The sequence below is a fragment of the Methanobrevibacter sp. genome (genome assembly GCF_017468685.1).
In the GTDB taxonomy this organism is placed as follows: domain Archaea; phylum Methanobacteriota; class Methanobacteria; order Methanobacteriales; family Methanobacteriaceae; genus Methanocatella.
In genome coordinates this window covers 1-23,150 of record NZ_JAFUHT010000040.1, presented here as the reverse complement: position 1 = coordinate 23,150, position 23,150 = coordinate 1, and the positions used below count along the sequence as shown (strand labels likewise).

General features: G+C 32.0%; 41 protein-coding genes. 1 reads left to right on the top strand and 40 read right to left on the bottom strand.

All coding sequences use genetic code 11. From position 1 onward, the window contains the following. Positions 1–11 precede the first annotated feature (11 nt). From IJ258_RS05775 to IJ258_RS11940, 17 genes are all read right to left on the bottom strand, one after another. A complete protein-coding gene (locus tag IJ258_RS05775; protein WP_292804253.1) occupies positions 12–197 on the bottom strand; it encodes a hypothetical protein in 186 nt (61 codons plus the stop codon). Next, complete coding sequence (locus IJ258_RS05770) at positions 190–924, bottom strand: hypothetical protein (RefSeq protein WP_292804250.1); 735 nt, start codon at positions 922–924, stop codon at positions 190–192. The genes IJ258_RS05775 and IJ258_RS05770 overlap by 8 nt, the downstream gene beginning before the upstream one ends. A gap of 88 nt (positions 925–1,012) precedes the next feature. Next, positions 1,013–1,399, bottom strand: coding sequence for a hypothetical protein (locus IJ258_RS05765; protein ID WP_292804247.1), 387 nt, complete (start codon positions 1,397–1,399; stop codon positions 1,013–1,015). 39 nt (positions 1,400–1,438) lie between these two features. Further along, positions 1,439–2,590 carry a hypothetical protein gene (locus tag IJ258_RS05760; protein ID WP_292804244.1) on the bottom strand — a complete coding sequence of 384 codons (1,152 nt, stop codon included), beginning with the start codon at positions 2,588–2,590 and terminating at the stop codon, positions 1,439–1,441. 3 nt (positions 2,591–2,593) lie between these two features. Next, positions 2,594–2,803 carry a hypothetical protein gene (locus IJ258_RS05755; protein WP_292804241.1) on the bottom strand — a complete coding sequence of 70 codons (210 nt, stop codon included), beginning with the start codon at positions 2,801–2,803 and terminating at the stop codon, positions 2,594–2,596. Next, a complete protein-coding gene (locus tag IJ258_RS05750; RefSeq protein WP_292804238.1) occupies positions 2,800–3,480 on the bottom strand; it encodes a hypothetical protein in 681 nt (226 codons plus the stop codon). The genes IJ258_RS05755 and IJ258_RS05750 overlap by 4 nt, the downstream gene beginning before the upstream one ends. Before the next feature lie 2 nt (positions 3,481–3,482). Continuing rightward, complete coding sequence (locus IJ258_RS05745) at positions 3,483–3,836, bottom strand: hypothetical protein (protein ID WP_292804235.1); 354 nt, start codon at positions 3,834–3,836, stop codon at positions 3,483–3,485. Continuing rightward, on the bottom strand, positions 3,833–4,192 hold the full coding sequence (locus tag IJ258_RS05740; protein ID WP_292804232.1) for a hypothetical protein: 360 nt from the start codon (positions 4,190–4,192) through the stop codon (positions 3,833–3,835). The genes IJ258_RS05745 and IJ258_RS05740 overlap by 4 nt, the downstream gene beginning before the upstream one ends. A 7-nt stretch (positions 4,193–4,199) precedes the next feature. Further along, positions 4,200–4,784: a hypothetical protein gene (locus IJ258_RS05735; RefSeq protein WP_292804229.1), complete on the bottom strand. Its 585-nt coding sequence runs from the start codon at positions 4,782–4,784 to the stop codon at positions 4,200–4,202. Between the two features lie 121 nt (positions 4,785–4,905). Further along, the gene (locus IJ258_RS05730) at positions 4,906–5,109 is read right to left on the bottom strand and encodes a hypothetical protein (RefSeq protein ID WP_292804226.1); all 204 of its coding nucleotides are present in this window, start codon (positions 5,107–5,109) and stop codon (positions 4,906–4,908) included. Between the two features lie 45 nt (positions 5,110–5,154). Further along, positions 5,155–6,237, bottom strand: a complete 1,083-nt coding sequence (locus tag IJ258_RS05725; protein ID WP_292804223.1) for a hypothetical protein — start codon at positions 6,235–6,237, stop codon at positions 5,155–5,157. A gap of 140 nt (positions 6,238–6,377) precedes the next feature. Continuing rightward, a complete protein-coding gene (locus IJ258_RS05720) occupies positions 6,378–7,568 on the bottom strand; it encodes a hypothetical protein (RefSeq protein ID WP_292804220.1) in 1,191 nt (396 codons plus the stop codon). A 1,242-nt stretch (positions 7,569–8,810) separates the two neighbouring features. Beyond that, positions 8,811–9,668 carry a phage minor head protein gene (locus tag IJ258_RS05715; RefSeq protein ID WP_292804217.1) on the bottom strand — a complete coding sequence of 286 codons (858 nt, stop codon included), beginning with the start codon at positions 9,666–9,668 and terminating at the stop codon, positions 8,811–8,813. Positions 9,669–9,670: 2 nt separating this feature from the next. Further along, positions 9,671–11,002, bottom strand: a complete 1,332-nt coding sequence (locus IJ258_RS05710) for a phage portal protein (protein WP_292804214.1) — start codon at positions 11,000–11,002, stop codon at positions 9,671–9,673. A gap of 18 nt (positions 11,003–11,020) precedes the next feature. Beyond that, the gene (locus IJ258_RS05705; protein ID WP_292804211.1) at positions 11,021–12,334 is read right to left on the bottom strand and encodes a PBSX family phage terminase large subunit; all 1,314 of its coding nucleotides are present in this window, start codon (positions 12,332–12,334) and stop codon (positions 11,021–11,023) included. After that, complete coding sequence (locus IJ258_RS05700) at positions 12,321–12,566, bottom strand: hypothetical protein (protein WP_292804208.1); 246 nt, start codon at positions 12,564–12,566, stop codon at positions 12,321–12,323. Before IJ258_RS05700 ends, IJ258_RS05705 begins: the two co-directional genes overlap by 14 nt. A gap of 221 nt (positions 12,567–12,787) precedes the next feature. Next, on the bottom strand, positions 12,788–13,006 hold the full coding sequence (locus tag IJ258_RS11940) for a DNA cytosine methyltransferase (protein ID WP_366514570.1): 219 nt from the start codon (positions 13,004–13,006) through the stop codon (positions 12,788–12,790). On the opposite strand from IJ258_RS11940, the gene IJ258_RS05695 reads away from it, so the two are divergent. Further along, positions 12,989–13,414 (top strand): DNA cytosine methyltransferase, encoded by a 426-nt coding sequence (locus tag IJ258_RS05695; protein ID WP_292804205.1) that lies wholly within the window; start codon positions 12,989–12,991, stop codon positions 13,412–13,414. The genes IJ258_RS11940 and IJ258_RS05695 overlap by 18 nt on opposite strands. Here IJ258_RS05695 and IJ258_RS05690 read toward each other — a convergent pair. From IJ258_RS05690 to IJ258_RS05580, 23 genes are all read right to left on the bottom strand, one after another. Continuing rightward, a complete protein-coding gene (locus tag IJ258_RS05690; RefSeq protein WP_292804202.1) occupies positions 13,343–13,774 on the bottom strand; it encodes a DNA cytosine methyltransferase in 432 nt (143 codons plus the stop codon). The two genes, IJ258_RS05695 and IJ258_RS05690, sit on opposite strands and share 72 nt — an antisense overlap. Continuing rightward, positions 13,746–14,372: a ParB N-terminal domain-containing protein gene (locus tag IJ258_RS05685; protein ID WP_292804199.1), complete on the bottom strand. Its 627-nt coding sequence runs from the start codon at positions 14,370–14,372 to the stop codon at positions 13,746–13,748. The genes IJ258_RS05690 and IJ258_RS05685 overlap by 29 nt, the downstream gene beginning before the upstream one ends. Before the next feature lie 108 nt (positions 14,373–14,480). Further along, positions 14,481–14,897 carry a hypothetical protein gene (locus IJ258_RS05680; protein ID WP_292804196.1) on the bottom strand — a complete coding sequence of 139 codons (417 nt, stop codon included), beginning with the start codon at positions 14,895–14,897 and terminating at the stop codon, positions 14,481–14,483. 80 nt (positions 14,898–14,977) lie between these two features. Beyond that, positions 14,978–15,346: a hypothetical protein gene (locus tag IJ258_RS05675; RefSeq protein ID WP_292804193.1), complete on the bottom strand. Its 369-nt coding sequence runs from the start codon at positions 15,344–15,346 to the stop codon at positions 14,978–14,980. Between the two features lie 116 nt (positions 15,347–15,462). Next, positions 15,463–15,651, bottom strand: coding sequence for a hypothetical protein (locus tag IJ258_RS05670; protein WP_292804190.1), 189 nt, complete (start codon positions 15,649–15,651; stop codon positions 15,463–15,465). Between the two features lie 219 nt (positions 15,652–15,870). Further along, positions 15,871–16,194 (bottom strand): hypothetical protein, encoded by a 324-nt coding sequence (locus tag IJ258_RS05665; protein ID WP_292804187.1) that lies wholly within the window; start codon positions 16,192–16,194, stop codon positions 15,871–15,873. Beyond that, positions 16,187–16,546: a hypothetical protein gene (locus tag IJ258_RS05660; RefSeq protein WP_292804184.1), complete on the bottom strand. Its 360-nt coding sequence runs from the start codon at positions 16,544–16,546 to the stop codon at positions 16,187–16,189. Before IJ258_RS05660 ends, IJ258_RS05665 begins: the two co-directional genes overlap by 8 nt. Continuing rightward, complete coding sequence (locus tag IJ258_RS05655; protein WP_292804181.1) at positions 16,543–17,034, bottom strand: hypothetical protein; 492 nt, start codon at positions 17,032–17,034, stop codon at positions 16,543–16,545. The genes IJ258_RS05660 and IJ258_RS05655 overlap by 4 nt, the downstream gene beginning before the upstream one ends. A gap of 22 nt (positions 17,035–17,056) precedes the next feature. Beyond that, positions 17,057–17,707: a hypothetical protein gene (locus tag IJ258_RS05650; protein ID WP_292804179.1), complete on the bottom strand. Its 651-nt coding sequence runs from the start codon at positions 17,705–17,707 to the stop codon at positions 17,057–17,059. 17 nt (positions 17,708–17,724) lie between these two features. Further along, entirely contained in the window at positions 17,725–18,018 is a 294-nt protein-coding gene (locus tag IJ258_RS05645) for a hypothetical protein (protein WP_292804177.1), read from the bottom strand. A gap of 2 nt (positions 18,019–18,020) precedes the next feature. Continuing rightward, positions 18,021–18,197, bottom strand: a complete 177-nt coding sequence (locus tag IJ258_RS05640) for a hypothetical protein (protein WP_292804175.1) — start codon at positions 18,195–18,197, stop codon at positions 18,021–18,023. After that, positions 18,197–18,520 carry an ASCH domain-containing protein gene (locus tag IJ258_RS05635; RefSeq protein WP_292804173.1) on the bottom strand — a complete coding sequence of 108 codons (324 nt, stop codon included), beginning with the start codon at positions 18,518–18,520 and terminating at the stop codon, positions 18,197–18,199. Before IJ258_RS05635 ends, IJ258_RS05640 begins: the two co-directional genes overlap by 1 nt. A 2-nt stretch (positions 18,521–18,522) precedes the next feature. Next, positions 18,523–18,735 carry a hypothetical protein gene (locus IJ258_RS05630; RefSeq protein WP_292804171.1) on the bottom strand — a complete coding sequence of 71 codons (213 nt, stop codon included), beginning with the start codon at positions 18,733–18,735 and terminating at the stop codon, positions 18,523–18,525. Beyond that, positions 18,736–19,173, bottom strand: a complete 438-nt coding sequence (locus IJ258_RS05625; protein WP_292804169.1) for a DUF3310 domain-containing protein — start codon at positions 19,171–19,173, stop codon at positions 18,736–18,738. Positions 19,174–19,176: 3 nt separating this feature from the next. Then, on the bottom strand, positions 19,177–19,464 hold the full coding sequence (locus IJ258_RS05620) for a hypothetical protein (RefSeq protein WP_292804167.1): 288 nt from the start codon (positions 19,462–19,464) through the stop codon (positions 19,177–19,179). A gap of 19 nt (positions 19,465–19,483) precedes the next feature. Continuing rightward, positions 19,484–20,005 (bottom strand): dCTP deaminase, encoded by a 522-nt coding sequence (gene dcd, locus IJ258_RS05615; protein WP_292804165.1) that lies wholly within the window; start codon positions 20,003–20,005, stop codon positions 19,484–19,486. Further along, complete coding sequence (locus tag IJ258_RS05610) at positions 20,002–20,676, bottom strand: ERCC4 domain-containing protein (RefSeq protein WP_292804163.1); 675 nt, start codon at positions 20,674–20,676, stop codon at positions 20,002–20,004. The genes dcd and IJ258_RS05610 overlap by 4 nt, the downstream gene beginning before the upstream one ends. A 162-nt stretch (positions 20,677–20,838) precedes the next feature. Further along, positions 20,839–21,573, bottom strand: a complete 735-nt coding sequence (pcn, locus tag IJ258_RS05605; RefSeq protein WP_292804161.1) for a proliferating cell nuclear antigen (pcna) — start codon at positions 21,571–21,573, stop codon at positions 20,839–20,841. Continuing rightward, positions 21,558–21,812, bottom strand: coding sequence for a hypothetical protein (locus tag IJ258_RS05600; RefSeq protein ID WP_292804159.1), 255 nt, complete (start codon positions 21,810–21,812; stop codon positions 21,558–21,560). Before IJ258_RS05600 ends, pcn begins: the two co-directional genes overlap by 16 nt. After that, positions 21,802–22,158 (bottom strand): hypothetical protein, encoded by a 357-nt coding sequence (locus IJ258_RS05595; protein WP_292804157.1) that lies wholly within the window; start codon positions 22,156–22,158, stop codon positions 21,802–21,804. Before IJ258_RS05595 ends, IJ258_RS05600 begins: the two co-directional genes overlap by 11 nt. Positions 22,159–22,174: 16 nt before the next feature. Then, positions 22,175–22,420: a hypothetical protein gene (locus IJ258_RS05590; RefSeq protein WP_292804155.1), complete on the bottom strand. Its 246-nt coding sequence runs from the start codon at positions 22,418–22,420 to the stop codon at positions 22,175–22,177. A gap of 6 nt (positions 22,421–22,426) precedes the next feature. Next, a complete protein-coding gene (locus IJ258_RS05585; protein WP_292804153.1) occupies positions 22,427–22,732 on the bottom strand; it encodes a hypothetical protein in 306 nt (101 codons plus the stop codon). Continuing rightward, a partial coding sequence (locus tag IJ258_RS05580) for a hypothetical protein (RefSeq protein WP_292804151.1) occupies positions 22,725–23,150 on the bottom strand: 426 nt, incomplete at its 5' end. The genes IJ258_RS05585 and IJ258_RS05580, both read right to left, overlap by 8 nt.

Genomic DNA, 23,150 nt, shown 5'->3' with positions numbered 1-23,150 from the left:
TCTTCTTTTTTTTAGGACTCTTTTAATTTTTCTTTTAACTCTTTATCTTGTTTGATTTCATTTCTTATTTCATTACTATACTTGAAAATTAGGAACTTGATATTTGGATCATGTTTCTTTTTGATGACATCGAATGGTAACATTCCCAAATGTTTACTTACTCTGAAGTAAACTTCACCAAAGAAACTATTAGCCATCTGGAAATAATTTCTCGTTTGCGGTTTCAGTTAATCCAAGTCTTTCTTCTACTTTGCCGACAACAGCCCATTTTTCAAGGAATGGGAATTTTTTCCAGAAAAATAATCTGTCATTATAATCTTGACTGGATTCTGGGAGTCTTAGTTGACTTGCGAGGAATCCATCTATAAGTTTTGCTTTTTCTTGACCTGCTAACGCATTGAGGTCTTTTGTCATTTTTTCAACCATTGCCTGTTCTTCAGGAGTTAATTCTTCTCCTTCTTGTGCTTTGTTGAAAAGTTGTTTTTCGTCTTCACTGTAATCTTTGAATAAGTCGATGTTCATTTCCATATAGTCAACTATACGGGAGTCATCAACTGGTAATATTTCAAAATTAAATTCGTAAACTTGACCTTGATATGTTAAATGAACTCTTAGCATTTTGTTACTTTCATCATTAAGTATGTCTAAGAATTCTTTTTCTGTGTTAATTACCTTTACAGTATTTTCCATTGCTTCAATTGTTTCGGTTGGTCTATATTTAGTAATGTATTCACGGTATTTCTGTAAGGTTTTCTTTAGTAATGTGAACTCATCATCAGTTAATTCAACATGATCTATACATTTAAAGACCACAATCCTTTCCTCTTGAGTCAATGCTTCTAGAGGCAATTCTTCACATTCAAGTGGGAATTGTGTTTTAAGTAAATGTTTTTCCATCTTTGCTGCTTTTTCATCAGGATTCATATGCTACACTCCAAAAAAAAATAATAAAATTAATTTTTTTAATTCATAAAAAAAAATAAAAAAAATAATTTTATGAAAACTCTCTTTTTTAATTTTGTTTCTTATGGTTCCTTGCTTTGATTTTAATACTGAAAGGCTCATTACCATTCTCTTTACTGAGTTCAGTAATACGAGCACCATAGAGCACATCATCTTCAATAAGATTACCAGTATCCTCATCAAAATCATAAGACGCAAGAGTACCTTTAACTTTCTTATCGTACAATGCTTTAATAGGTTTTCTTAAAGCTGGGTCAATATCAGATGCTTCAGCTTCAACAGTTTCTTTACCATCTTGACTATCATAAGCATTACTACTATTAGTAGCGGTTAAATCAGTAGATTCAGTTTTGAAACTAGTTTTAAAACCACCACATACAATTTCAAGATCATCAAACATTAAAACAGCTTGACTATATCTTACAGTATCAGCCATCGTTAATCATCTCCATTTTTTCTAAAAAAAATATAATTTTTAATTAGCACTTTTAACAATTGGATTTCTAATTCTAGCTTTAACATTAATCGCATGAGTAGAGTTAACACAAAGAATATCTCCAATTAACTCCATATCATAAGGATTCTGATTAGATTCAACTAATGTCAATTTAGTACCTTCACCAGTATCACTGTTATAACCAATGATTCTTTCAGCTTCAACTTCTGCATCAATAATAGCATCAACACGAGTTTGACTTTTAACAATCTGAGAAGTTACCTCATTATTTTTTACTTGAGGATAAACCGCTTTGAAAATTTCACGAAGCAAATGATCCGCATTAAATCTGCAATGACCAAGAGCATCAGCAGGTTTCTTTGTAGCTGCATAAGCAGTTGAAACGGATAAATTGATTCTGCAATAAACATCAGTATCAACAACCTCATCACAATTAATAACAACACCTGCAGCTTGTAAAGCTTCAATTTCTGCATTAGTTCTTTCCTTGAAAGTTCCAGGTTTCACGGTACGATAAGGTAAGAATCCTGGTTCAACCCAATAAGGTGTAGTACAGAATCTAGCAACAGTTTTACCAAATTCTAATGGTTCACAAAGGAAACATCTACTATCTAATATTCCCCCACTGGAAGGGTTTAATGCTATTAATTGTGCATCAGTAGCATCTTCTTTAGTGAAAAATGCAGTACGTAAGTTTAAATTAGTAGTTTCAGTAGCAATACTTGCCATTGCACCACTAATGAATGCAGATAAAGTGTAATCAGTAATATTATCCGCACCAACATAAACTTCCACAATGGCCTTGTTTAATTTTTTAGCATTTGTTAACGCAGTTAACCAACTGGTTTTTGTAGTTCCATCTCCAACGTCAATAACATAAACAAAAGGAACACCTAAATCTTCAGTTGTTCTTGGTTCTGATTCCTCAAAGAACTTTTCTAAGAAAGCTAACACTTTATTAGTACTGGTATCTGTTCCAATACCACCATTAGCAATACTTCGATTAGCTTCTTCAAAGTTTCTGAAAGTTTGAATATTAGTACCCTCAACAGGATAAGTTTGTGTACCAGAATTTCCGGTTGCACCAATAACTACAGGGATTTTAGCACCAAGTCCAACTAACTCTAATTCAGTTGTTTCATCAAAATAAACACCGGGTTTTTTAACCATAATTTAACCCTCCACGATTTTATTAAATTCAGCTAATGTTAAAGAAGGAGTAATGTCTTCTTTACCATAAACTTCTAATTCATTTTTATATTGTTCTAATAAACCAGCACGATGCAAATCCATAATTATTGATGGATAATGCACATCACTTGATTGCACTAACTCCACCAAAGTGAATTTTTCATCGGAGGTTTCTTTCTTTTTTTTACTCATAATAATTCCTCATCAACACTTAAATCTTGACTAATAGCCCCACCGATAATATGATAATCATAATAACTGAAAGAAACACGAATAATACTTCTTAAAACCTGTGGATTCACGGTTGAATCATCCAAATCATAAGCAGGTTCAACATCAAAACTAGGACGAATAATATCATAAGTAGTGAAAATATTCTCATAATGATAACCCATAGGGTCAGGGCATTGATGTTTAGCAGTACGTCCATTCTGTACAGTTAAAGCCCTACATTCAGAATCAAGAAAACTACAATTTCCATTATGGTATTGTTTGCAGAAACTGTAATGATCTGATTGTATCTTTTTAAAAATAGTTGAGATTTGATTGATGATTTCCTCTCTTTCATCTTGAGAATTACACCAGATATTCAGATTCAAACTGATGCTGCGTTCTTCACGTATCATCTGTTGTGAAATCATCCTGTCAGGATGTTCACTATCATATTGTGGATGGTCTTCAGGAATAACACTATCTTTATTGATAATGTTTTTCTGAATAGTACTGGTTCCACCACTATTATCAATAGTTAAACATGGAGTGTGGTCGTAAGGATAATCTCGTTTAACTATTTTCACAACAGTTCCATCTTCAAGCAGGACATTATTATAGAGTACTTTCAGTAACATCCTTATTGGTTTAGTTAACATAATTATTCAAGCACTCCCATTTTATGTAATTGTGTTTTAAAAGTCCTGCTCATGTAGTTCTCACTACTTAAGCCATTAGCAACTTTTTGAGGATAGTTACGTGCCTTCATTTTACTGGTTCCAAAAACAACAAAAGTCCAATATTTAGCATTATTTTTAACCAGTCCCTCTTCATCGGAAATGTCACTTGAATGACTTCTCATCAAATTACCAGTCTCATAAGGACAAGTTTTTTTACAACGAGATTCCGCCTCAAGTGTAGTATTCTTGATAGTGATGGCTTCACATTTTTTAATAATGGATTTATCCAGTTTCTTATAGAAACTCGGATTGATTTTAACCTCAATATCAATCATACCATCACCTTTGTAGGTTTGCGTTGTTTTTTCAAAATGAGTTTTGTGTGTCGTGTAGGAGTAAAATGAGTATTAACCATTGGAGTTCCAACAATCTCATAAGTATCAGGTTTACCTTTAACTTTAACCAGCATTGACGGTTCAACAGTTACATTATAATCAATGATTACTTTGTAAGTGTCAGTTAAAATCTCACCAAATTGTTTTAAAGAATCATTAGGACTCATTGGTTGGAAATTACATGGCACAGTATCCATTAAAGAATACTCTTTCAATGGTTCGTAGTAAGAGTTAAATTCTGTTGCAGATTCAATGTATTGGTATAATTCTAATTCTTCATTTGGGAAAAATACCATAAACACATCACAACCATTTAACTTTTGAAGAACAAGCACCATATTTTTTTAAAGATTCTAAACGAGCATATATACGATTACCAAGACTATTACTTGTATCATAATTAATTGTAGTGTCCATTTCATGTATACTAGAAATGTTACCTTTACTGTTTTCATGATTAGTATCATTGAAAGCATAGAGTAACATATCAACAATCAATGGATCAATTTTAGATGTGACAAATTCTTGAGAAACACAATGCACATATTCAATAACCAACATACCATTGTGGCCATGGTTAAGATAAAAGATACCGCTATTTTCATCAAGAACATAATCATCACTTGTTAATTCAACATTGTTGATTTTAAAAGAATTAACAGCAGTTACAGGGTAAATGTTTGCTTCAAACAGATCACTTTTAAAATGTCTGAGTATTTCTTTTCGAGTCACCGGTTTAATTGCCAAACCAGTCAACTCAATAATCTCATCAACTTTCAAATCAATCCAATCTTGCAAAACAGAATCATCACTTAATAATGATTCATCCACGCCTTGTAACTTTAATTTAGTTTTAAGGTCAGTAGGAGTAATTAAATCCAAAGTCAAATATAATTCCTCCCTTATAATAATAAATAAAAAATTTAAAAATGTAGAAAAGAAAAAAAATATTTTCCAATCTATCTACATCTTATTTTTTTTAACTTTCTGAATCCTGTTGGGAAGTATTTTATTGAGCATCTTCCAATGCTTTGATACGTGCAAGGATAGTACCTGCAGTTTCTTCATCACCAACAGCAGTTTCTAATGCTTCAACTTTAGTTGCAATAGTGGAATCACCAGCAACAGCAGCAGCAATTTCATCAGAAAGAATATTAAATCTAGCTTTTTTATCAGTTTTTTCACTATCAGTTAAATCATTAAATTTAACCATACAACTTCACTTCCTTTAAAAAAAAATATTAAAAAGCAAAAATCTTTATGAGTTAGATTTTGCATTTTTAGTGTAAGGTACAACAATAGTGTCCTGGTCATAGTGGATTTTAGCATCCGCTTTAGCAAGACCAACAACTTTGTAACCTAATTCATCAATATCGAATTGGTTTAAGACATCCATGTCTCTCATCATACCAAATACAACGTTGGAAGGTTCACCGATGAAAGCATATCTTAATTTGTCCACAGTACTACCATTACCTTTTGGTAAACCAGTAGTGGAATCAAATTTCATAGTGTCCCATCCATGACGGGTGTTACGGAGGACATTGTCCTGTTTAACTTCCATACCCATAATCATAGGGATTTTACCATCTTTAAGAATGGTGTCACCATAATCAGATTCACGAGTTGCAATGTCCCTTACAACTTTACTGTACATTGCAGGAGGAACAACGATGTTAGCATTTTTCATGTTACCATCTTGTTCAACATAAAGTTCAGCAGCATTTAATAAACCTTCCAATGCATTATTGGAATAGGTTAATGGTGCAAAACCAGCTGCGTCATTTGTGGAATCTGCAGCAATAGCTTTTAACTGTGCAAGTAACCCATTGGTCATGGTGAAACCAGTACCTTCACCAGTTTGAGTAGATACACTAGTGTCAGCGTAGATACCGTATCTTTCCATAGCAGGACCCATTTCGGTACCAAGAAGACCAATCCATTTAGATAAGAAATCTTCACCTTCAATGTTTTCATCAATGAAGTTCATAGGAATAATAGTTTTAGCTTGTAAAGGTTGAGCTAATAACTGTTTCCTTTTCATAATAGGTGCAGTTTCATTACTGGTTAAACCAGTACTTGCACCGGTGGAAGCGTTTCTTTGAGCATCGAAATCTAAGTCAATACCAAGGTCATCAATATCATGTTGTAATGATCTCATTTGGATTACACGAGATTGTTCTAAGAGTACTGGTTCATCAGTTACTCTTGTGAAGAAATCTTCAAAAGTTGGTTCAGCCCAACCAGGGTTAAGATCACCAGATAAACTGAATGCTGCATCAGCAAATTTCATATTAAAACTGTCTTGATTTAAAATTTTATCTTCAATAGTTGTTGACATAAAACATTAACTCCTTTTTCAGTTAATTTACATAAAAAAAATGGTTTAAAATCCACATTTCTCCTCCTAAAAGAAGATGGAGAAGTGCAAATATTAAAAAAAAATACTTTGATTTTAAAAAAATTAAAAAAAAATAACTTTTAGATATATTTTAAGTTTCTACCAAAAGAATCACGCTTTGGTTTAATAGTTGATTCTTTTTTCTTTTTCTGAGATTCTTGGAATTTTTTGAATTTAGATGGAATAGCCTTTTCATTCAATTGTTTTACAATTTCATCATGAATTTTTTGATTCAATGATTTTTCATCAATCACTTCATCTTCAGTTTCTTTCTCATCTTCTTCAACAATTTCCTCTTCAGTTTCTTTGGTGGTTTCCATTGAGTCTGTTTCAGGTTCTTTTATACCAGCTTCAGATTTAACTTCTTCCTCATTGGTTTCTTCAGTAGTAGATTCAGTTTCAACAACTTCCTCTTCTTCAGTTAAATCTTTTTCCTCAACAGTTTCCCCATCTTCTTGAACTTCATTAGTGGCTTTGATTTCAGCAAGAATCTTATCAGCAACTTTTTCAGCAGCTTTAGTTCCTGCAGCTTCAGCAACACCTTCAATTTTAGGTTCAATATTTTCAAGAATACGAGGTTCAATTTCAGCGCCAAATTCATTCATCATATTTTTAACTAAATCTGTAATTTGAGCAACTTGTTCATCAGAAAAACCAGCAATAGCTTTCTCATCTTTCACTGGGTCTTCTGGAACTTCCTCAATTTTTTCTTCTTTATTTTCCATATTCTCACCATCATGTATCGCATGATAACATGCACCAGTCAAACAATTGCTGGCTACTAAATTCAGAGATTTATATTCAACAGTTCCATAAGTATCCCAATTCATCGGAATATAAGTGAGAGTGATCTCTTTCAAATCATAATCCGTAATTAGGATACCATCAGGAGTTCGTTGTTTGCGTGGGAATCCAGATATGCTGAAACCAAAGTTCATTCCTATGTCTAGGCGTTCTTTGATTCCACTTGCAAACTCTTTGAGTACACGAGCTTTTATCCAAAGCTCTTTATCTTTTACCCATGCTTCAACAATAGCTCCAATTCCACCTTCATAATGCCGATTATGGTCTCTGAATAGGTTGAGACCAGGAGCTTGTTGTGCTAATGATTCAAGTACTTCTTGTGATACTATCTCATTAGCATAATCTTTGTTGGTGGTTGAAGCAACTCCAATTATTGTTAAAGTACCATCATCATTTGATTCATAGGATTTAGCATCTAAGGGCAATCCATAGACTTTGTATGATGTGGTGGTTGTTGCAGTTGACATAACGCATCACAAAAAAATTTTTTAAAAAGGTTTTGTTCTTCTCACTAATCTTTGAAAGTGATTATTTTTTTAAAGAACATGCTGACTAAAACGAAAATTTTTTTTTATTCTCTTTATTATATGGGAAAAAAATGAAAGTTAATTTCCCATATAATTGGAAAGAGAATAAAGAATACACAAATAGCAAAGTTTTGTCGAAATAGTTTTTTTTAGACGGAGGTTTTATCTTTTCGAGAAGAAAAAAGGAAAAATGAAGAAAAGAATATTTTTTTAATATAGAAACTTGAAAAACAGTTTTTTTTGGAGGACATATATGCAGTACAAAAAAAAGGATATTGGTGAAAAAATATTTATCAATTATTTTTAGCGGTGATAAAATGAAAACAAAAAAATACAAATGTAATTGGAAAAGCACAGACGCGAAAAAATGTTTTTTTTATACCTTTTTTCCACCCACTTTTTTTTATTGCATATATTATTATTTTTATCCTTTTCTTTTTTTCCTTTCTTTTTTTTATAGATGTTGCATACTTCATAGACTGACGAACATGTCACGAAAAGATTTTAGACTAGTTTAGCCACTTGGTCTAGGTGGAGTCTTAAAATAGCGAAATGACCATGAAAAAAGAAATACTCTAACGTTTTCTTTTACATTATTTTTTCCCCAGGAAAAAAAGAGGAACAAAATTTAATAATGTTTTTATTCCTCATTTTTCTTTTCCATGGAAAAAAAATATCATGTCAGATATTTTTTCATATTGGAGATTAAAAAAATATGGTAGATTAAACATGATCTTTTTTAAGAAAAAAAATATGGGAAAGCAAAAAAAAGGAGATATTTTTATAATTGTTTTTTTTTCCTCTCCCATCCATTTTTTTCCTTTTAAACTAACAGAAGAATTCTTTTTTTTCACACCATAATTTTTTCACAAATTTATACTTCACGTAGATTTTTTTTGTAGAAAAGAGGTAATTATAGGAAATTTTAAACCTAATATAATTACCATACGACTAAATTAAATAATTTAAGGAAAAAAGAATAAAAGAAAAAAATTTTTTCTTTTTCCTGAGATTCTTTTTCCTATTTTACCCTTATACTCTTTTTTTTAGGAGGTCAAAAAGTTTAAGGGATAAAAAAACTCTATATGGATTTTGAATAAAAATTTTTTTTCATGTTAAATAGTAGTAAAACTACAAGTAATAATATATCAAAAGTTTTATGGCATTGTAACAGTTTCTCTTTTATGCTTCCATTGGAGCAGTAGTCATTCTAGTCAAATCAACCACCACAGGAGTATCCTCAGGGAACCATAAAGGTTTCTCAACAACAGGACCATAACTGCAACGACAATTAGGATGAACCGGAAGAAGATTCATAGCTTCCTCTAATGAGTAAGGATTATTGTCTTCCAACTCAATACAATCATCACAAACATTACTATCACCAACAGTAATGATTTCAACCTGCTCAACACCATAATTACTATAAGCTTGAAGTGTACCTGTATTAACAGCCCTTGCATGCTCAGTGCGTGCAATCATACGAGCACGGGCACGAGAACTAATCAACCGGACAACTTTACCTTCTTTATTTTTAATAGGTAAAGGTTTAATTCCTAAAGCAAGAATATCACGAGTAGTTTCATCCGCACCTTGACCTGCAGCAACAGCATTAAATAATGTCTCCTGAATACCTTCAAACAAAGTAGTATTCAAATCACGGATTAATTCAAAATTATACTGAGTCACATGATACAAAGCTTCACGGTCAGCAATAGTATAAACAACTTTCTTATGAAGATCACCATACCCAAGATGACTACCAACCTGATAAAACTTCCTAATCAAATCTTCACTATTATCAACATTAGAATTAATAATGGTTTGTAATTCTTCTCTAATACCACTATTCTTAAAAAACTCATCAATATCAGCTTGACGAGTTCTGAAAAACCTTTTAGCTTCATCAGTACCTAACCACTCACTAACAGTTAACATCTGATTATCCAAACCATTCAAAAGTTCACGGAGGTATTGTTGCTCACCTCTAGTTAACTTTTTCATATTGGGAATATGCAATTCACTTATATTAGGTATCATAGTTAGAACATCCAGTTTTCAAGTAATCCAGATTTATATAAATTATTCTTATATCTGCGACCATTCTCTAAGCTTTTCATTCCAAGGTCTTCAGTTAACATATCCAAGTTATTATTATTGATTGGGTAATCTCCCCAGTCTACTGGGTCCCATCCGTAATCTTTACGTACTTCATTAACTGTACGTATACCATCACGGACTTGCATGCCTTCAATGTTAGCACGTTTCAACTCATCCTCAATATCCATTTCGTTAAATTCAAACACTTCATTAAAACCATTACTGCCTAATGCTTTATTGAATGCTGCTTCATAAAATTTGGCTTTGGCATTCATGACATTTTTGAATTGTTCTTTTTGAGCTTCACCATTACCAGACCCAAGATTTGCAGTTTCAATAATCCCCACAATGCTTGGTGGAACACGGAACAATGATATTATCATATCTCTGCACATGTTCATCATATTAACATAATCCATATCCCTATTATTCAAGTTTGCAGATTGATATGTTGCTCCTTTGGTGATTAACATTCCACCTTGCTTCCGCACTTGTGCCTGAAGCATGGCTTGCAATCTGCTAATCTCAGCTGCAAACATATCATCATCCATATCATCAGGATAGGATAATAATGCTGTTGGATCAATACCTTCATTCTGCATGAGTTTCTGATTATACTCCAATCCAAGAAACATCATGAGTAATGGTTTCTGTATTTTTTCCAATTTACTGACACCGAATTTTGATTCTCGGAATTCAGTTGATGGTTCATAAATATGAATCAGTTCATCCGGTTCATAACGGATGTTAGGTTTGTTACGGAATCCATATTGTTCTGTATCATCAAACCAACGGAGTAAACTGGCTGGTACATATTGTAAACCATTGATGATTTGGTAATTATTATGGTCATAATCAAATTTTTCATAATTGATTTCAATAAAAGTATCTCCAACAAGTTCTTGACTGTTAACTATTTGTTTAATGAAAACTGGGAATGTTAATGATGATTCATTACTTTCAGGATGATTAAACAAATTAGTTAAATATCTTATATTGTTAATATTTGCTTGGAATTCATCAGGATTTTTTATCCGGAAACCATTCACCAGGAAAGTATCACTAATAGCATTAACACATGCGTAAACATAAGGGTTATCTTGAGCTTCTCTGAAGAAACTATAATGCCCTGCAGTTTTATTAGCAATATTGAAAAGGAAATGGTAGTCACGAACATATTGTTGGAATAGACTATCCGAATATGGTTTTCGGATTACCGGCATAATTGCATTCCTGAATCTTGATTTTAAGTTCATTGTAAAATTGTTTAACATTATAAATTTCTCCTATTTTTAGAAGTAGATTACACCTAATGGTGTTACTGGTACAGTTTTTTCTCTTGGTCCGTATAGTCCGCCTCTCCACATGTCGGGGCAGTGGTCATTTATTTTTAGGGGTTTGTCTTCACCTCTTTGTTGGGCTTTTTTATCCCAACTGTAAGTTTGAGCTTGACTTATGCTGTTGGTGCAGTCTTGGTGTATTAGGAATTTGTTGTTGTTGAATAAGTCTTGAGTTTTCTTGATGTCCTCATATGTATCTGGGGCATAAGTTTTGACTTTGAGTTTTAATCGTGAGTCTTTTTGGCAAGCGGTTTTAAGTGATGCTGCATCGTGAGGTAGGAATAGTGTACTGTTTTCATTTAACTCATATTTTTCCTGTAATCCTATAACATCATCAACTCTTTCACTATCTGATTGTGTGACTCCAATGTCTTCAGCGTCATAGTAGGTTTCCTCAAGAAGATAATACTTGTTTCCTTGATTGATGTCCCTATGAATACCCATCACACCAAATGTTGTGACTGTTGATACACCATAATCACAGCAGATGTTAATTTCATGGATTTGTTCTGTTGCTGGAAATTCATTGTTAAGATAATTCCATGTGAAAACATTTTGAGTTGTGTCAAAACTATCATAGATTGCTCCTTCAGCAATAACCCACTCTCCTAAGATATTCCTTTTATAGAATACTTCGGATTTCTGATTAACACGTTTTAACTCTTCAACATATTCAGGTGGAAGATTAGGATTATCATCTAAAAGGAACTTCCAAGTTTTAACAGTTCCTGCTTTTAATAAATCATGGTTGTTAATGTAATTCGTGAACAAATAATGATAAGGACTATCTGGGTTTGTGTTCCAGAACATTTTTGCGCCAATATCACTGCAACGACTGATGGCCATGTCTACCGCAGATTTTGGACATCTTGCTATCTCATCTGCTAACCATCCACCGACACTCATGCCGGCAATAACATCAACAGCTTTCTCATCATTGAACCCCATACAATAACAGGTTTTACCATCAATAATTAATTCACCATCATGAGCACGAAAATCATAAGGAATATCCTCAGTATTCATCATTGCCATTAAAGGTTTCAAAACATTACGTTTCAATGACTGTGAAGTTTTACCAGATATTAAAAATTCATCAGAATTAGATTCAGCAAGAAAAGTCAACCACCTTGCATTACAGGTAATTGTCTTACCTGACCTTACTGATCCATAAGCAATATTAATCCAAGCATCACTATTCTCAAAAAAATCAACAGCAGTACGACCAAACTCACCATATTCAAAATAAGTTTTAGTCTCCTTCATCTTCTCGCCTATGCTTATCTTTACTTGATTTTATAGCATCAGCAAGACCTGATAAACCTTTATGAGTAACATCAGCTTCAATTTTCTCACGTTTACCATACATATTAGGATATCTTCTTTCAAGCATCCACGCTGCAGCTTGCCAATGCTCCATACTAGCAGAGACAATGACCTGTTCAAAATTAAATAAAGCTTTTTCTTTTGCAGTTTCAACACATTCTTTGAACTTCACATATTTCGTCCTAGTCTTTGCTTCCTCTGCTCTATGAATCCAATTATAATAAGTAGGTTCAGTTATTCCAACATGTCCACAAGCTCCTAATATACTTGCTCCGTTTTCAATAGCTTTACAGAACTCTTCTTGCAACTGTGGAGTTAATTTAGTCTTAGCCATAAGGAATAACCCTCCTTTTTTTATATACTAAAAAATACTTAATAAGATAAAAAAAAATATTATTCAATTTTATCAAGAATATTATACCTGATGTGCTCTGCAATAGCTTTCATCAGGTTGGGTGGTACACTATTTCCAATTCTTTCTTTGATTTGATTATCCGAACCTATCCACTTGAAAGTGTTAGGAGGATAAGTGAAAGATTGAAGTATACTTAACTCTTGAATGTCCAGTTCACGATTTTCTTTATAATGAACTAATTGTGGTTTTCGTGTGATTGTTGGACATGGTCTATTGGGTCTTACCCTAAGACATTCGTAATGGAGAATGTCTCTGGAATGATTAAAGGAAATATGAAGATCATCTTCAAAGACATATTAACCCAACTAAAGCAATCGGGTTATGATGTTCGTGCCAAATTAATGAATGCACAATACTATAATTGCCCTACTTCAAGGCAAAGGATGATTTTCATAGGAGTTAGGAAAGATTTAGGAATACCTGCTAGTCATCCAAAACCAACAAACAAACCAATAACTGTTAAACAAGCTATTGGTCATTTGGAAAATAAGATAAAACCAAATAATTCTAGCATCACAAGATATTCAAAATACTTAAGACCAGGTCAAAAATCTGGTGACATACCTAACTTTCCCACAAAGACACGGGATATTTATAGGGTATAAACCACGGAGTAATCGAACATATTCATGGTACAATTGATTTTTTGTATCGCAGAAATCTCGAGCTCCTGCGGTACTGAACCCTTGACATGGTGGTGAACCATCAAACAGATCAAGTTCTCCAGGTATTAATCCAGTTGTTTCCAGTACTTTTTCAACACTTAACTTATGAATGTCACCATAATAAATTGGTGTTTGTGGGAAGTTTTTTTGATATGTTGCAACTGCATGTGTATCCATTTCAACTGCTAACAATACTTCATATCCGGCTAACTTGTAACCGTAACTTGACCCTCCGCATCCACTAAATGTTGATATGACTTTTGGTTTATGGTTATGAGTAGTCCTCTTTTGGGAGTTCATAGCCACACCTTGGACAAATAATAGTTTCAATACTATCTGCTATGGATTCATCATATTCTGGTTCATCTTCGGGGATTATCATTGATGAGTCTAATGTTACTTCTTCATCTTCTTGTGCAAGTGTGTCATTGTTTAACTTGTTGTTTAATCCTGTGAAGCCGGTTATTTCAGAGTTATCGAATCCGGTTAAACCCATTTGGTTAAATCCTGATTCTTGTAAGTCATTGAAGACTTGGTGTAATTTTTCTTCATTCCAGTCTCCACTTACACGATTCAGTACTAGGTTTAATGCTTTTTCCATATCTTCAGAGTCTAATGTTTTGTCATTGTCTGGGAATACCCATCCGTAACTTTCATTTAATCTGAGTAGGTTTAGCTCTGCATATAAATCATTATCTAATAAGTGTTCATCGAATATTACATCGAATCTTTGATGTCCTCCGATGATACGATTATTGGATAGGTTGATTAGTATTGGTTCTACTATTCCAAAGTTGTCAATACTGTTTTTTAATTTGGTTTTTTCTTCTGGACTGATTTGTCTAGGGTTGTAATCTGCTGGTACTATGTCGGTTAGTTTTATTTTTTCGATTTTCACTTTTATTCACTTTCCTAACGCTTTTTATACCAAACCCTAAATATCATTTATTAATTTAAATGAACGTGAAAAAAATATAATAAAAATAATAAAATTTGGGATGTTTTTTTATAATCCCCAAAATTTCAATATTACTGTTACTACAAGTGTAACGATTGGTGTTCCTACACCAAAGATAGTTAACATAGTGTTACGGAAACTGTTAACACTACTTTTAAAATCAGTGAATCCTAATTTTAATGCACTAATTTCATCTTTTAAGTCTTTAATTTCATTGTCATTAGCTTCTCTGTCTTCTTGAGATTTTTTTAATAAAGTTTTTAATTCGGTGACTTCGGTAAGCAATTTGATTTGAGTCTCCCTATCACGTATCAATTCCTTATTGATACTATAGATATCATCTTTTTTTCCATCGACTCTTGCACTTAATTCAGCGTTTTCAGCTTTCAAGTCTATGATTTCTTTTTCAAGAGATGTTATTTTTTCTTGTTGTATGCAGGGAATATTTTCATGACTTGGTGTCATCTTTATCACCATTTATGTTTTCATATTCTCCTGCAGGGTCGATGTCTTCTATAATGTTTTCATCATCATTATAGTTGTTTTTAGCATTCATCGTCTTCACCAACTATTTCATCTTCAATTACTTCAGGTTCAATTTCGATAGTTGGATCATCATCTTCAATTTTGGTTTCGATTATTTCCGGAGTTTCATCTTCAGTATTGTCATCTTCGATTTCTTTATCAAATATTGATAATATTTTTTTGAAGTGTGTCCATCTGTAATCGTTTTTGAAGTATGAATCTAATGCTGAATATATGAATCCTAAAACTATACCAAGATATCCTGCAAGTTCTACTTCATTGACTGGTAGGTTAATTCCTTTTGCTGCAAGCATTGCCAGGGTTTTTCCTGCGAACATGATTAGTAGGAATTTTCCTATTGTGGTTCCATTACCTTTAATATTTGCCATAATTTTCCCTCCTAAATAAATAGAGTTAAATCTTTTTTTATTATCTTTAAAAAAGAATAAGAAAATGATTTAAATGTGGAAATAATGAATCTTTTTAAGAAAAAAAATTAAGTTTTTTATAATATTAGTATGCCGTAGGGAAGGTCGAATCTTTGCCCAGCTGTGTATACTATACTTGCCCTTGTGATTAATCCACATTTAGTACAGTATTCATATGATCTGTCTTCACTCAATTTGATTGTGAGTGTTTGACATTCTGGGCATTTTTCAATATTCTCATAAAATTCTTCGTCTTCCTCGCACATATCTAATCTAAAAAAAAACTGAAAAAATATTTTATCCTTTTCTATACTAGTAAGATGTGCCGTAGTGGAAACATAAAAAAAAGAGGAAAAAGAAGAAAAAAATATCAAGACTAGTCCTGACTAGAAAATAATATATATTTATATACTAGTTAATATAGAAAACATATCAACTAAAAACTTTTTTTGTTTCTTTTTTAAAAAAAGAAAAAGTGACAAAAATTAAAACCAATCATCATCATTCTTAGACGGAACAATCTTAATTTTAACACAATCCTCAAAATAACCAATCTCCAACTTAAAAACCATAGTAAACATCGAAGTCATATTAATAACCAACTCATCAGTCACCAAACCATCCTTAAAAAAATTACAGAAACTTGGACGACCCTCTATCTCCAACCTACCATCAGGATAAACAATCAAAGCATCAGGAAACAACATCTGCAAAAGAATATGACACTTCTCACCAGTATCCTTCTTTAAAAACTCAACATAACCATCATTACGATTACCCTCAATCTCCTTACAAGTTATTTTAATCATAATACGCACGCTCCCACTCAAAAAAATAAAAAAACCTTTTATTCACTTTAACACGATGAACAACATCATCTACTAAAGTAAAAACTAAACAATCCTCATAAACATCCAATCGTTTTAATGTATTCAAAGGAAATGAAATATCTTTCCTTTTTTTACCAACATTTTCACCAAACCTGTTTTTAACAACTTCCCATTCATTACATGAAACAGTTAAATCAGCAAAATACACAACATTAGTTTGACTGAAGAACTCTGTTAAACTATTTATCAAACTGGTAACTTCATTGTTAACAACAGGACCATGCATATACAACATTGGTGGAGTTAAAGTAACATTATCTGCAGTTATCATCTTTTACCCTCTCTCACTAATACTTCATGGTCACTTTTACCGTATTCTCTGGGTACAATAGGGCATCTTTCCATGAATCCTAATGTTAATCTGCATAATATTATTTCAAAAACATGATCTGTTAATCCATATTCTTTGCAGACTTTCCAATTTGTGACTTTGGTTCTGCTGTCTTCAACTTTTTTCACAAAGAAAATAAATGCTAATATTATTGTTTCTTCGCTTGCTTGTTTATGCAGTTCTTTAAATCGGTTGTTGAAATCATAGATTAAATCTTTAACTAATCTGTATTGATTTGGAGTTAATGTTAATGGTTTGGATTCGTATAATAATTCATCCAATAGTAAATAACGGTTTTTCAATTTCCGGTTTTGTTTCATTTTCCTATTTCTTTCTCGACTTCTTCTTTCACCTTTAACATAATTATTATCATAAGATGGGTTGTTTTCATATAAGTCTAATAGGAATTCTATTCCACGGTTTCCCATGTTCTGTTTTCCCTCCTTTTTTTTAATCTATTTTTTGTATTTTCCATATTTTATTGTCTGTATCAAGTTTGCTTTGATATAAGTCCATGTTGTCATTGCATTTTGTGGAGTGTGCTGCACATGCATAGATAGCTTTTGTTACTTTGAATCTTGCTGAGTTTGAACGTGGTGGACTCATTAGCTTATAATGTATATTGCTACTAGTGTGTAAACTTCCGTATGCTATGTCTCTTGCAGTTCCACTTGCAAAATAATCGCTTGTTATTTCAATAATGCCTAAATTAAATTCAACAGAATACATTTTGTCCTGATATATGATTAGTAATTCCCAATCTACACCATCAATTCCATTGAAATCTTGGATGAAATTGTATTTTCTAAGGTAACTGTTTAATGATGGGATTAAATTTTTATGTAAATATTTAAAGAATGTATCTTTATCATCCATTGCAGGTGCTTTAAAAGTTTTCAATAATTCAAATAAACTATATACTCCACTGAAAGCTATAAGGAATTCATCTTCATCACTTGGAGGATTAAAGTGTATTATATTAAATTTTTTTATTAATATTTTTGAAGAGTTTTCATCCAGTATCATATTATCAGAGGTGACTCTTTTATCTGAACCTACAGTTATTCCGTTTTTATCTTTAACTGCAACTATAATAGTCATAAATATAACCTCCTATTTTATTTTAGGTTTAATTGTGACCTTATTCTATTGTTTAACATGTTTTTGAGCTCTATTGCTAATTGTTTGCAATCTTTTTCATTGAATATTTCATTTGGATATATATGTATGAATGGAGCATCAAAACATTCTAATTCTTGTATGGGACCATCATTATCTTTTATATCAACACGTATATCATTATAAATGTCATTTATTAGTTTTTCTCCATCTAATTTTAAAGTTATACTTTCATTGGTTATGTTTTTAACATCTATGTATTCTTTTATCTTTGCTGAATCTAAATACACCATTTTTATAACTCTCCTATGCAGCGTCTTTTTGCAAGAACTCCAAGTTTAACATAATCATCCTTAAGATGTGGATTTTCATCCACAACTTCCCGGATAATTCTTTTCACTTCATCTTTGTCAGCACATCGATAACTGTCCCAGCAGGTGCTAACATACCATAATACTTTATCATATAACATTATGAATCATCTACAACTTCAAATTTGTAATAGTAAATTCGGTCAAAATTATCTAATCTTGGATAAATTTTTAGTAATGCTTCTTTTAACTCATTTAAATTATCATATCCTTCAAGCCTTGCATCTTCTTCATTTAAGTATTTGAATTGTTTATATCCAGCATCCGTAATCTTTATCAATAATTCATTATCTGTTCCTGGAAATATCGCTTTCACAATTTCATCAACATTTAATCTTTTATTGTTTTTACGGATTGTTTGAGTTTTAATTCCATCACTTATTGGTTGATAGTATTCTTTGTTGAATTTGATTAAGTTTAACATTTTTAATGTCCTCTCCTTTTTTTAAAGTGTTGGCAGATTGGGTCATTGAATTTTAATTTGAGTGTTGGTGGAGCATTAGCTGGGGGTTCTGCACCATCTGGTTGGGGTTCAGGTGGGAATAGTTCATCGACTTTTCCACAGTAATGATAGTAATTTCCTTCTTGATCCATTTCGGTTGACATGTAGTATTCACATTTTCCACAAATATTTACCATTTATTTTTCCCCCTTTTTTACATCCTGGCCGTCTAATTGATTTAATGTTACAAATGTTTCTTTTTTATCTGTTTTTAATTCTACAAGTTCCTCTTCAGTCATTGTGAAGAGTTCTAAGTAAAAGTTAATATAAGATTTTGCTTTAAGTAAATCTTTTACTGGGTTTTCTTTGTGTTCTGCACGAACAACATATTTGAGGATATTTCCTTTAAGAAATCCTATATACTCTTCTTTACTTATTAAGCCTTGTTTCATTGCACCTATTGGTGATAATCCATTACCTGCATAGTAATCTGGTTCATTCATTATATGTTCCTCCATATGTTTAATTGAATAATTAAGAGCATCCAGTAAATGGTCTTCATTTACTGGTGGGTAAGGTATGCATCTGCAACGCCCCACTGGTTCAAATGATAATCCGCTGAATTTATCTATCATTTTTTAGATTGCCTCCAATTCAATTACATCTTCCTTATTAATAATAGAATATTCTAAGATGTTTTCAATCTTGAAAAATACATGAGTATTGTTTTTATAAATAATTTCCAGTAAATCATCTGTGAAATTAATCTTATCCAATTGGTCTAAATTGAATATACTGTTAGCATCACGATAATCTAATTGTAAGCTTAAAACATAATCTTTTGGATTTTCTAAGTTAGTAATTATTTTTTTTAGTTCTTCTCCAATATCGGAAGAATTTAAAAAATCAACTTTAATATTTACCATAATTATTCATACTTCCTTTTTAATTTTTTTCATCTTTTTTTTTGGACAATATTGTTCCTTTGCTGTTTTGATAATGACTATTTAATCCACTACTACCATAAGGCCGGTTTACTGGACTGGTTAGTGTGTGGAATACTATTTGTGCTATTGGCATATCTTTCTGTAATCTGAATGGTTCATCACTGAGGTTTGCTATTTCCAATGTGATGTTTCCATGAAAGCCAGCATCAATGTATCCTGCTGTTACATGTGCAGTTATTCCAAGACGGCCAAGGCTGCTTTTACCATCAACTACTGCAACAAGATCATCAGGTATTACAACATATTCTCTTGTACTTCCAAGTATGAAATCACCTGGTTCCAAAACAAGATAACTGTATGGTTTTAGATTATATTGTTGGCCTTGAATTGTTTTCAATTCTTCAGATAGATGTAAATCAATACTGCACGGTTGAATGTCATTATCATCTAAGGGTTCTATGATTAAATCTTTCTGTAATCGTATTCTTTCGAGAATTGTTTTATCAGATAATATGCTCATTTTTTCTTCCTCTTTCTTTTTATTGCTCTCATCACTATGCCTGCAGTTTTACTTCCAATTCCTTTAACGTCCTGTAATTTATTATTGTCTAAGTTTAACAGGTCTTCTAAATCATAAACGTCAAGATTATCAACAATTAGTTCTGCAGTATCATCACCAATGTGCTTAACACCCATTAAATAGTTGAATGCAGGATTATCTGTTTTTTGAGGTAATCTTTTCACAACACGTTTGTTATCTAAGCATTTGCGAGCTTGTATTCTCATGAACATGATTGCTTGATGTTCTGTACTGGCTTCAATAACTGTGGTGTATGTGTTTAACCTTGCGATTGCTCCTTTGTATTGTTGCCATGTGAATTCTGGCCATTCTGCATCATGGAATTGGTCATATAATTCTTTTTCGCTTGCAACAATTATTACAAAATGATAAGGGAAAGTTTTTGTTTGGTCGATTGCTTGGTTGAACACTCTTGATTCTTTAACTGATTTAATGAAATCTTCTAATGTCTTATACTCAAATACTACTTGATTATTGAAGATATAATCACCAATGAGCAGTTCTTTTATTTGGACATTATCTCCTTGGTTTTTGTAGTATTGTTTTGCTTTTTCTAATCGTGGAGTGTTTTCACGATGATCCATTAGAATGTTAAAGTTTTTTATTTTCATCTGCATACTCCTGTAATTCTTTCATAAATTGTTCATGACGATATTTTCGCATTTGCTCTTCCAGATTATAACCAAATAGTTCATAAGCTATAAAAAACCCTATTAAGATTGATGTTAATGATATGATTACTGTTTCAATGTATCCGATAAGTATTATCATATTTATTCCTCTTCAAGACGGGGTGCAAGCAAGTATTCTAAACAACCATCTCCGGTGATTAATGTGAAATTAATCTTTAATGGCATATCGTTACCTACATAAACATTACATTCTTCGCTGAATTTATGGGCCTTCATTATTTCCTGTAGTTTTGGTATGCTGAAACTTGATTTAACTACTTGAAGTATGTTTTCTCCGTGCAGGTATTCTGTTTCTGCTTCTCCTTTTTGACCGGAGGTTTTTACTTTGAAGTAGTTTTCATCAACAATGAAATCTAATTTGTCACTGAAGAATCCCATATCATCAATGTAATTTTTCAAGAGTGTACTTGGTATTGTTATTTTTGTTGGAAGGTCGATATTTGGAGGGATTGGATTATCATACTCCATATCAATGAAAGGTAATTTGAATTTCCTCCTAGCATCACCATCAAAAGTAATTAATATACTACTCTCATCTACACTAAGTTTCAAAATATCATCATTTTTGCACTTTTTCAGTATAGTATTGAAATCATCACAATCAATAGCCATCTTCTCAGGAACATCACACTCATACTCATCAAACAAAGTCTTATCTAAATCCAAAGTAACAAAAGTTATATGACTACTGTCCAATGCTCTTAAATGCATTCCTTCACTATCTGCAGTTAATGTAATTTCATCAACGATTTTACTAATACTTTCAAAAGAATTTTTTATTACACTATTATTGCTTAACTCTACTTTAAAGGCCATTTTTTCAGCTCCTCAATACTTGTTATAACATGATCCACATCATTATCTGTTAATTGTGCTGCGCTAATACTATCCAAACTAATTATCATATCCTCTGTTACAATGGATTCTTTTTTTAGATCAACATTTTTGTCGGGTCCTATGAAATATGATGGTCGTGAGGATTTAGGTATTAGTTCAACAGTCTTGTTCTCTTTTTTTGCTTTGAATAGCAATTGACTGAGTAAATTATAATCCATTGTTTATTCCACCTTTTTCTCTATTATCAGTAGTTGTGAATAGGTATCCTGTTTTGATTATTGTTGAATCGGTCATATGATCTTCAGAAACTAATCTGTTATTTATTATTATTTGTAATCCGAAAACATCACAGAACCCACCTATTTGCTCAAGGTCAAATAAATCCCCATTGCAATGTAATTCCACTTCTCCAAATTCATGATAAGCTAAAGTAAACTCTTCAGTTTTACCAACAGTTTTAAGATAATTAATCATTGCTTCTTGAATATCTTGTTGAATTTCAATTGTTACGGTTCTTTGTTTTTGATGTTCCCTTATCCTGTTTTTCCAATAATCTGCTTCCATTATTTCACCTTTTTAATTAATTACTCCATTTCCTACTTAATTCCTTATCTGAAAAAGTTGTTTTCTCTTTACATTCTTTTAAACTGCTAATGTTTTCTTCAAACCATTTAAGACACATGTCTCGTTTAGGATTATAATTATCACAATTCAAGTGAATGTTCTCCTTACAGTTATCACAGTAATTATCCATCCCATCTTTGTTTTTACAGTACAGTTTATCATTGTTACCTATGTAACGATAATCACAATCTTTAAAATTCATAAAATATCACATCAATGTAGTTTGCACATCTTTTTTCTCTTCATATTTTCTTCTCAATTCTTCCCATCTTCCGGATTTAACACACTGGAAATAATCTCCACCATCAATACAATTCCCATTACCATATTTAGCTCGTACTATGCACTGATGACAAATATATTCACCAGTTCCATAATATTCCATATAATCAGTCCAATGATAACCATCTTTATTAGGATATAATCTAACATAATCAGGTGCGGGATGAGGATTATTTTCCACAGTCCAACCATCAGGGTCTTTCAAGTCATGAATGATTTCATTATTAGTCATCTACTTCCTCATAAGTTTCATGGAATATATCCGGTTTGCACGGATATTTTTCACCATGCACGCCTGTGATAATATAATCACCTGGACTGGCTTTCATTACCCCTTCAAGGGTTTCGATTTCCAATTCCTTATCTGTTTGATAAGCTTCTACAATAATTGGTTTTTTACGATATTTATTAGAAGAATTGGAATCTCCATTATAAATGTCGTTGATTGGAACATCGTTGAATTGTTCTAACCATTCTTTTTCTTCTTTTTCTAATATTTCCATATCTTTACGGTAGCATTCTTCTATATAGGCTATGCTTTCGTCACGTTCTTTGGTTAGTAATGCTTTCCGGTGTCGGATTGCACGTAATGTTTCGTTAGCAGAATTCATAAAATAATATATTTGTATGATTTTATTGTATTGTAACTT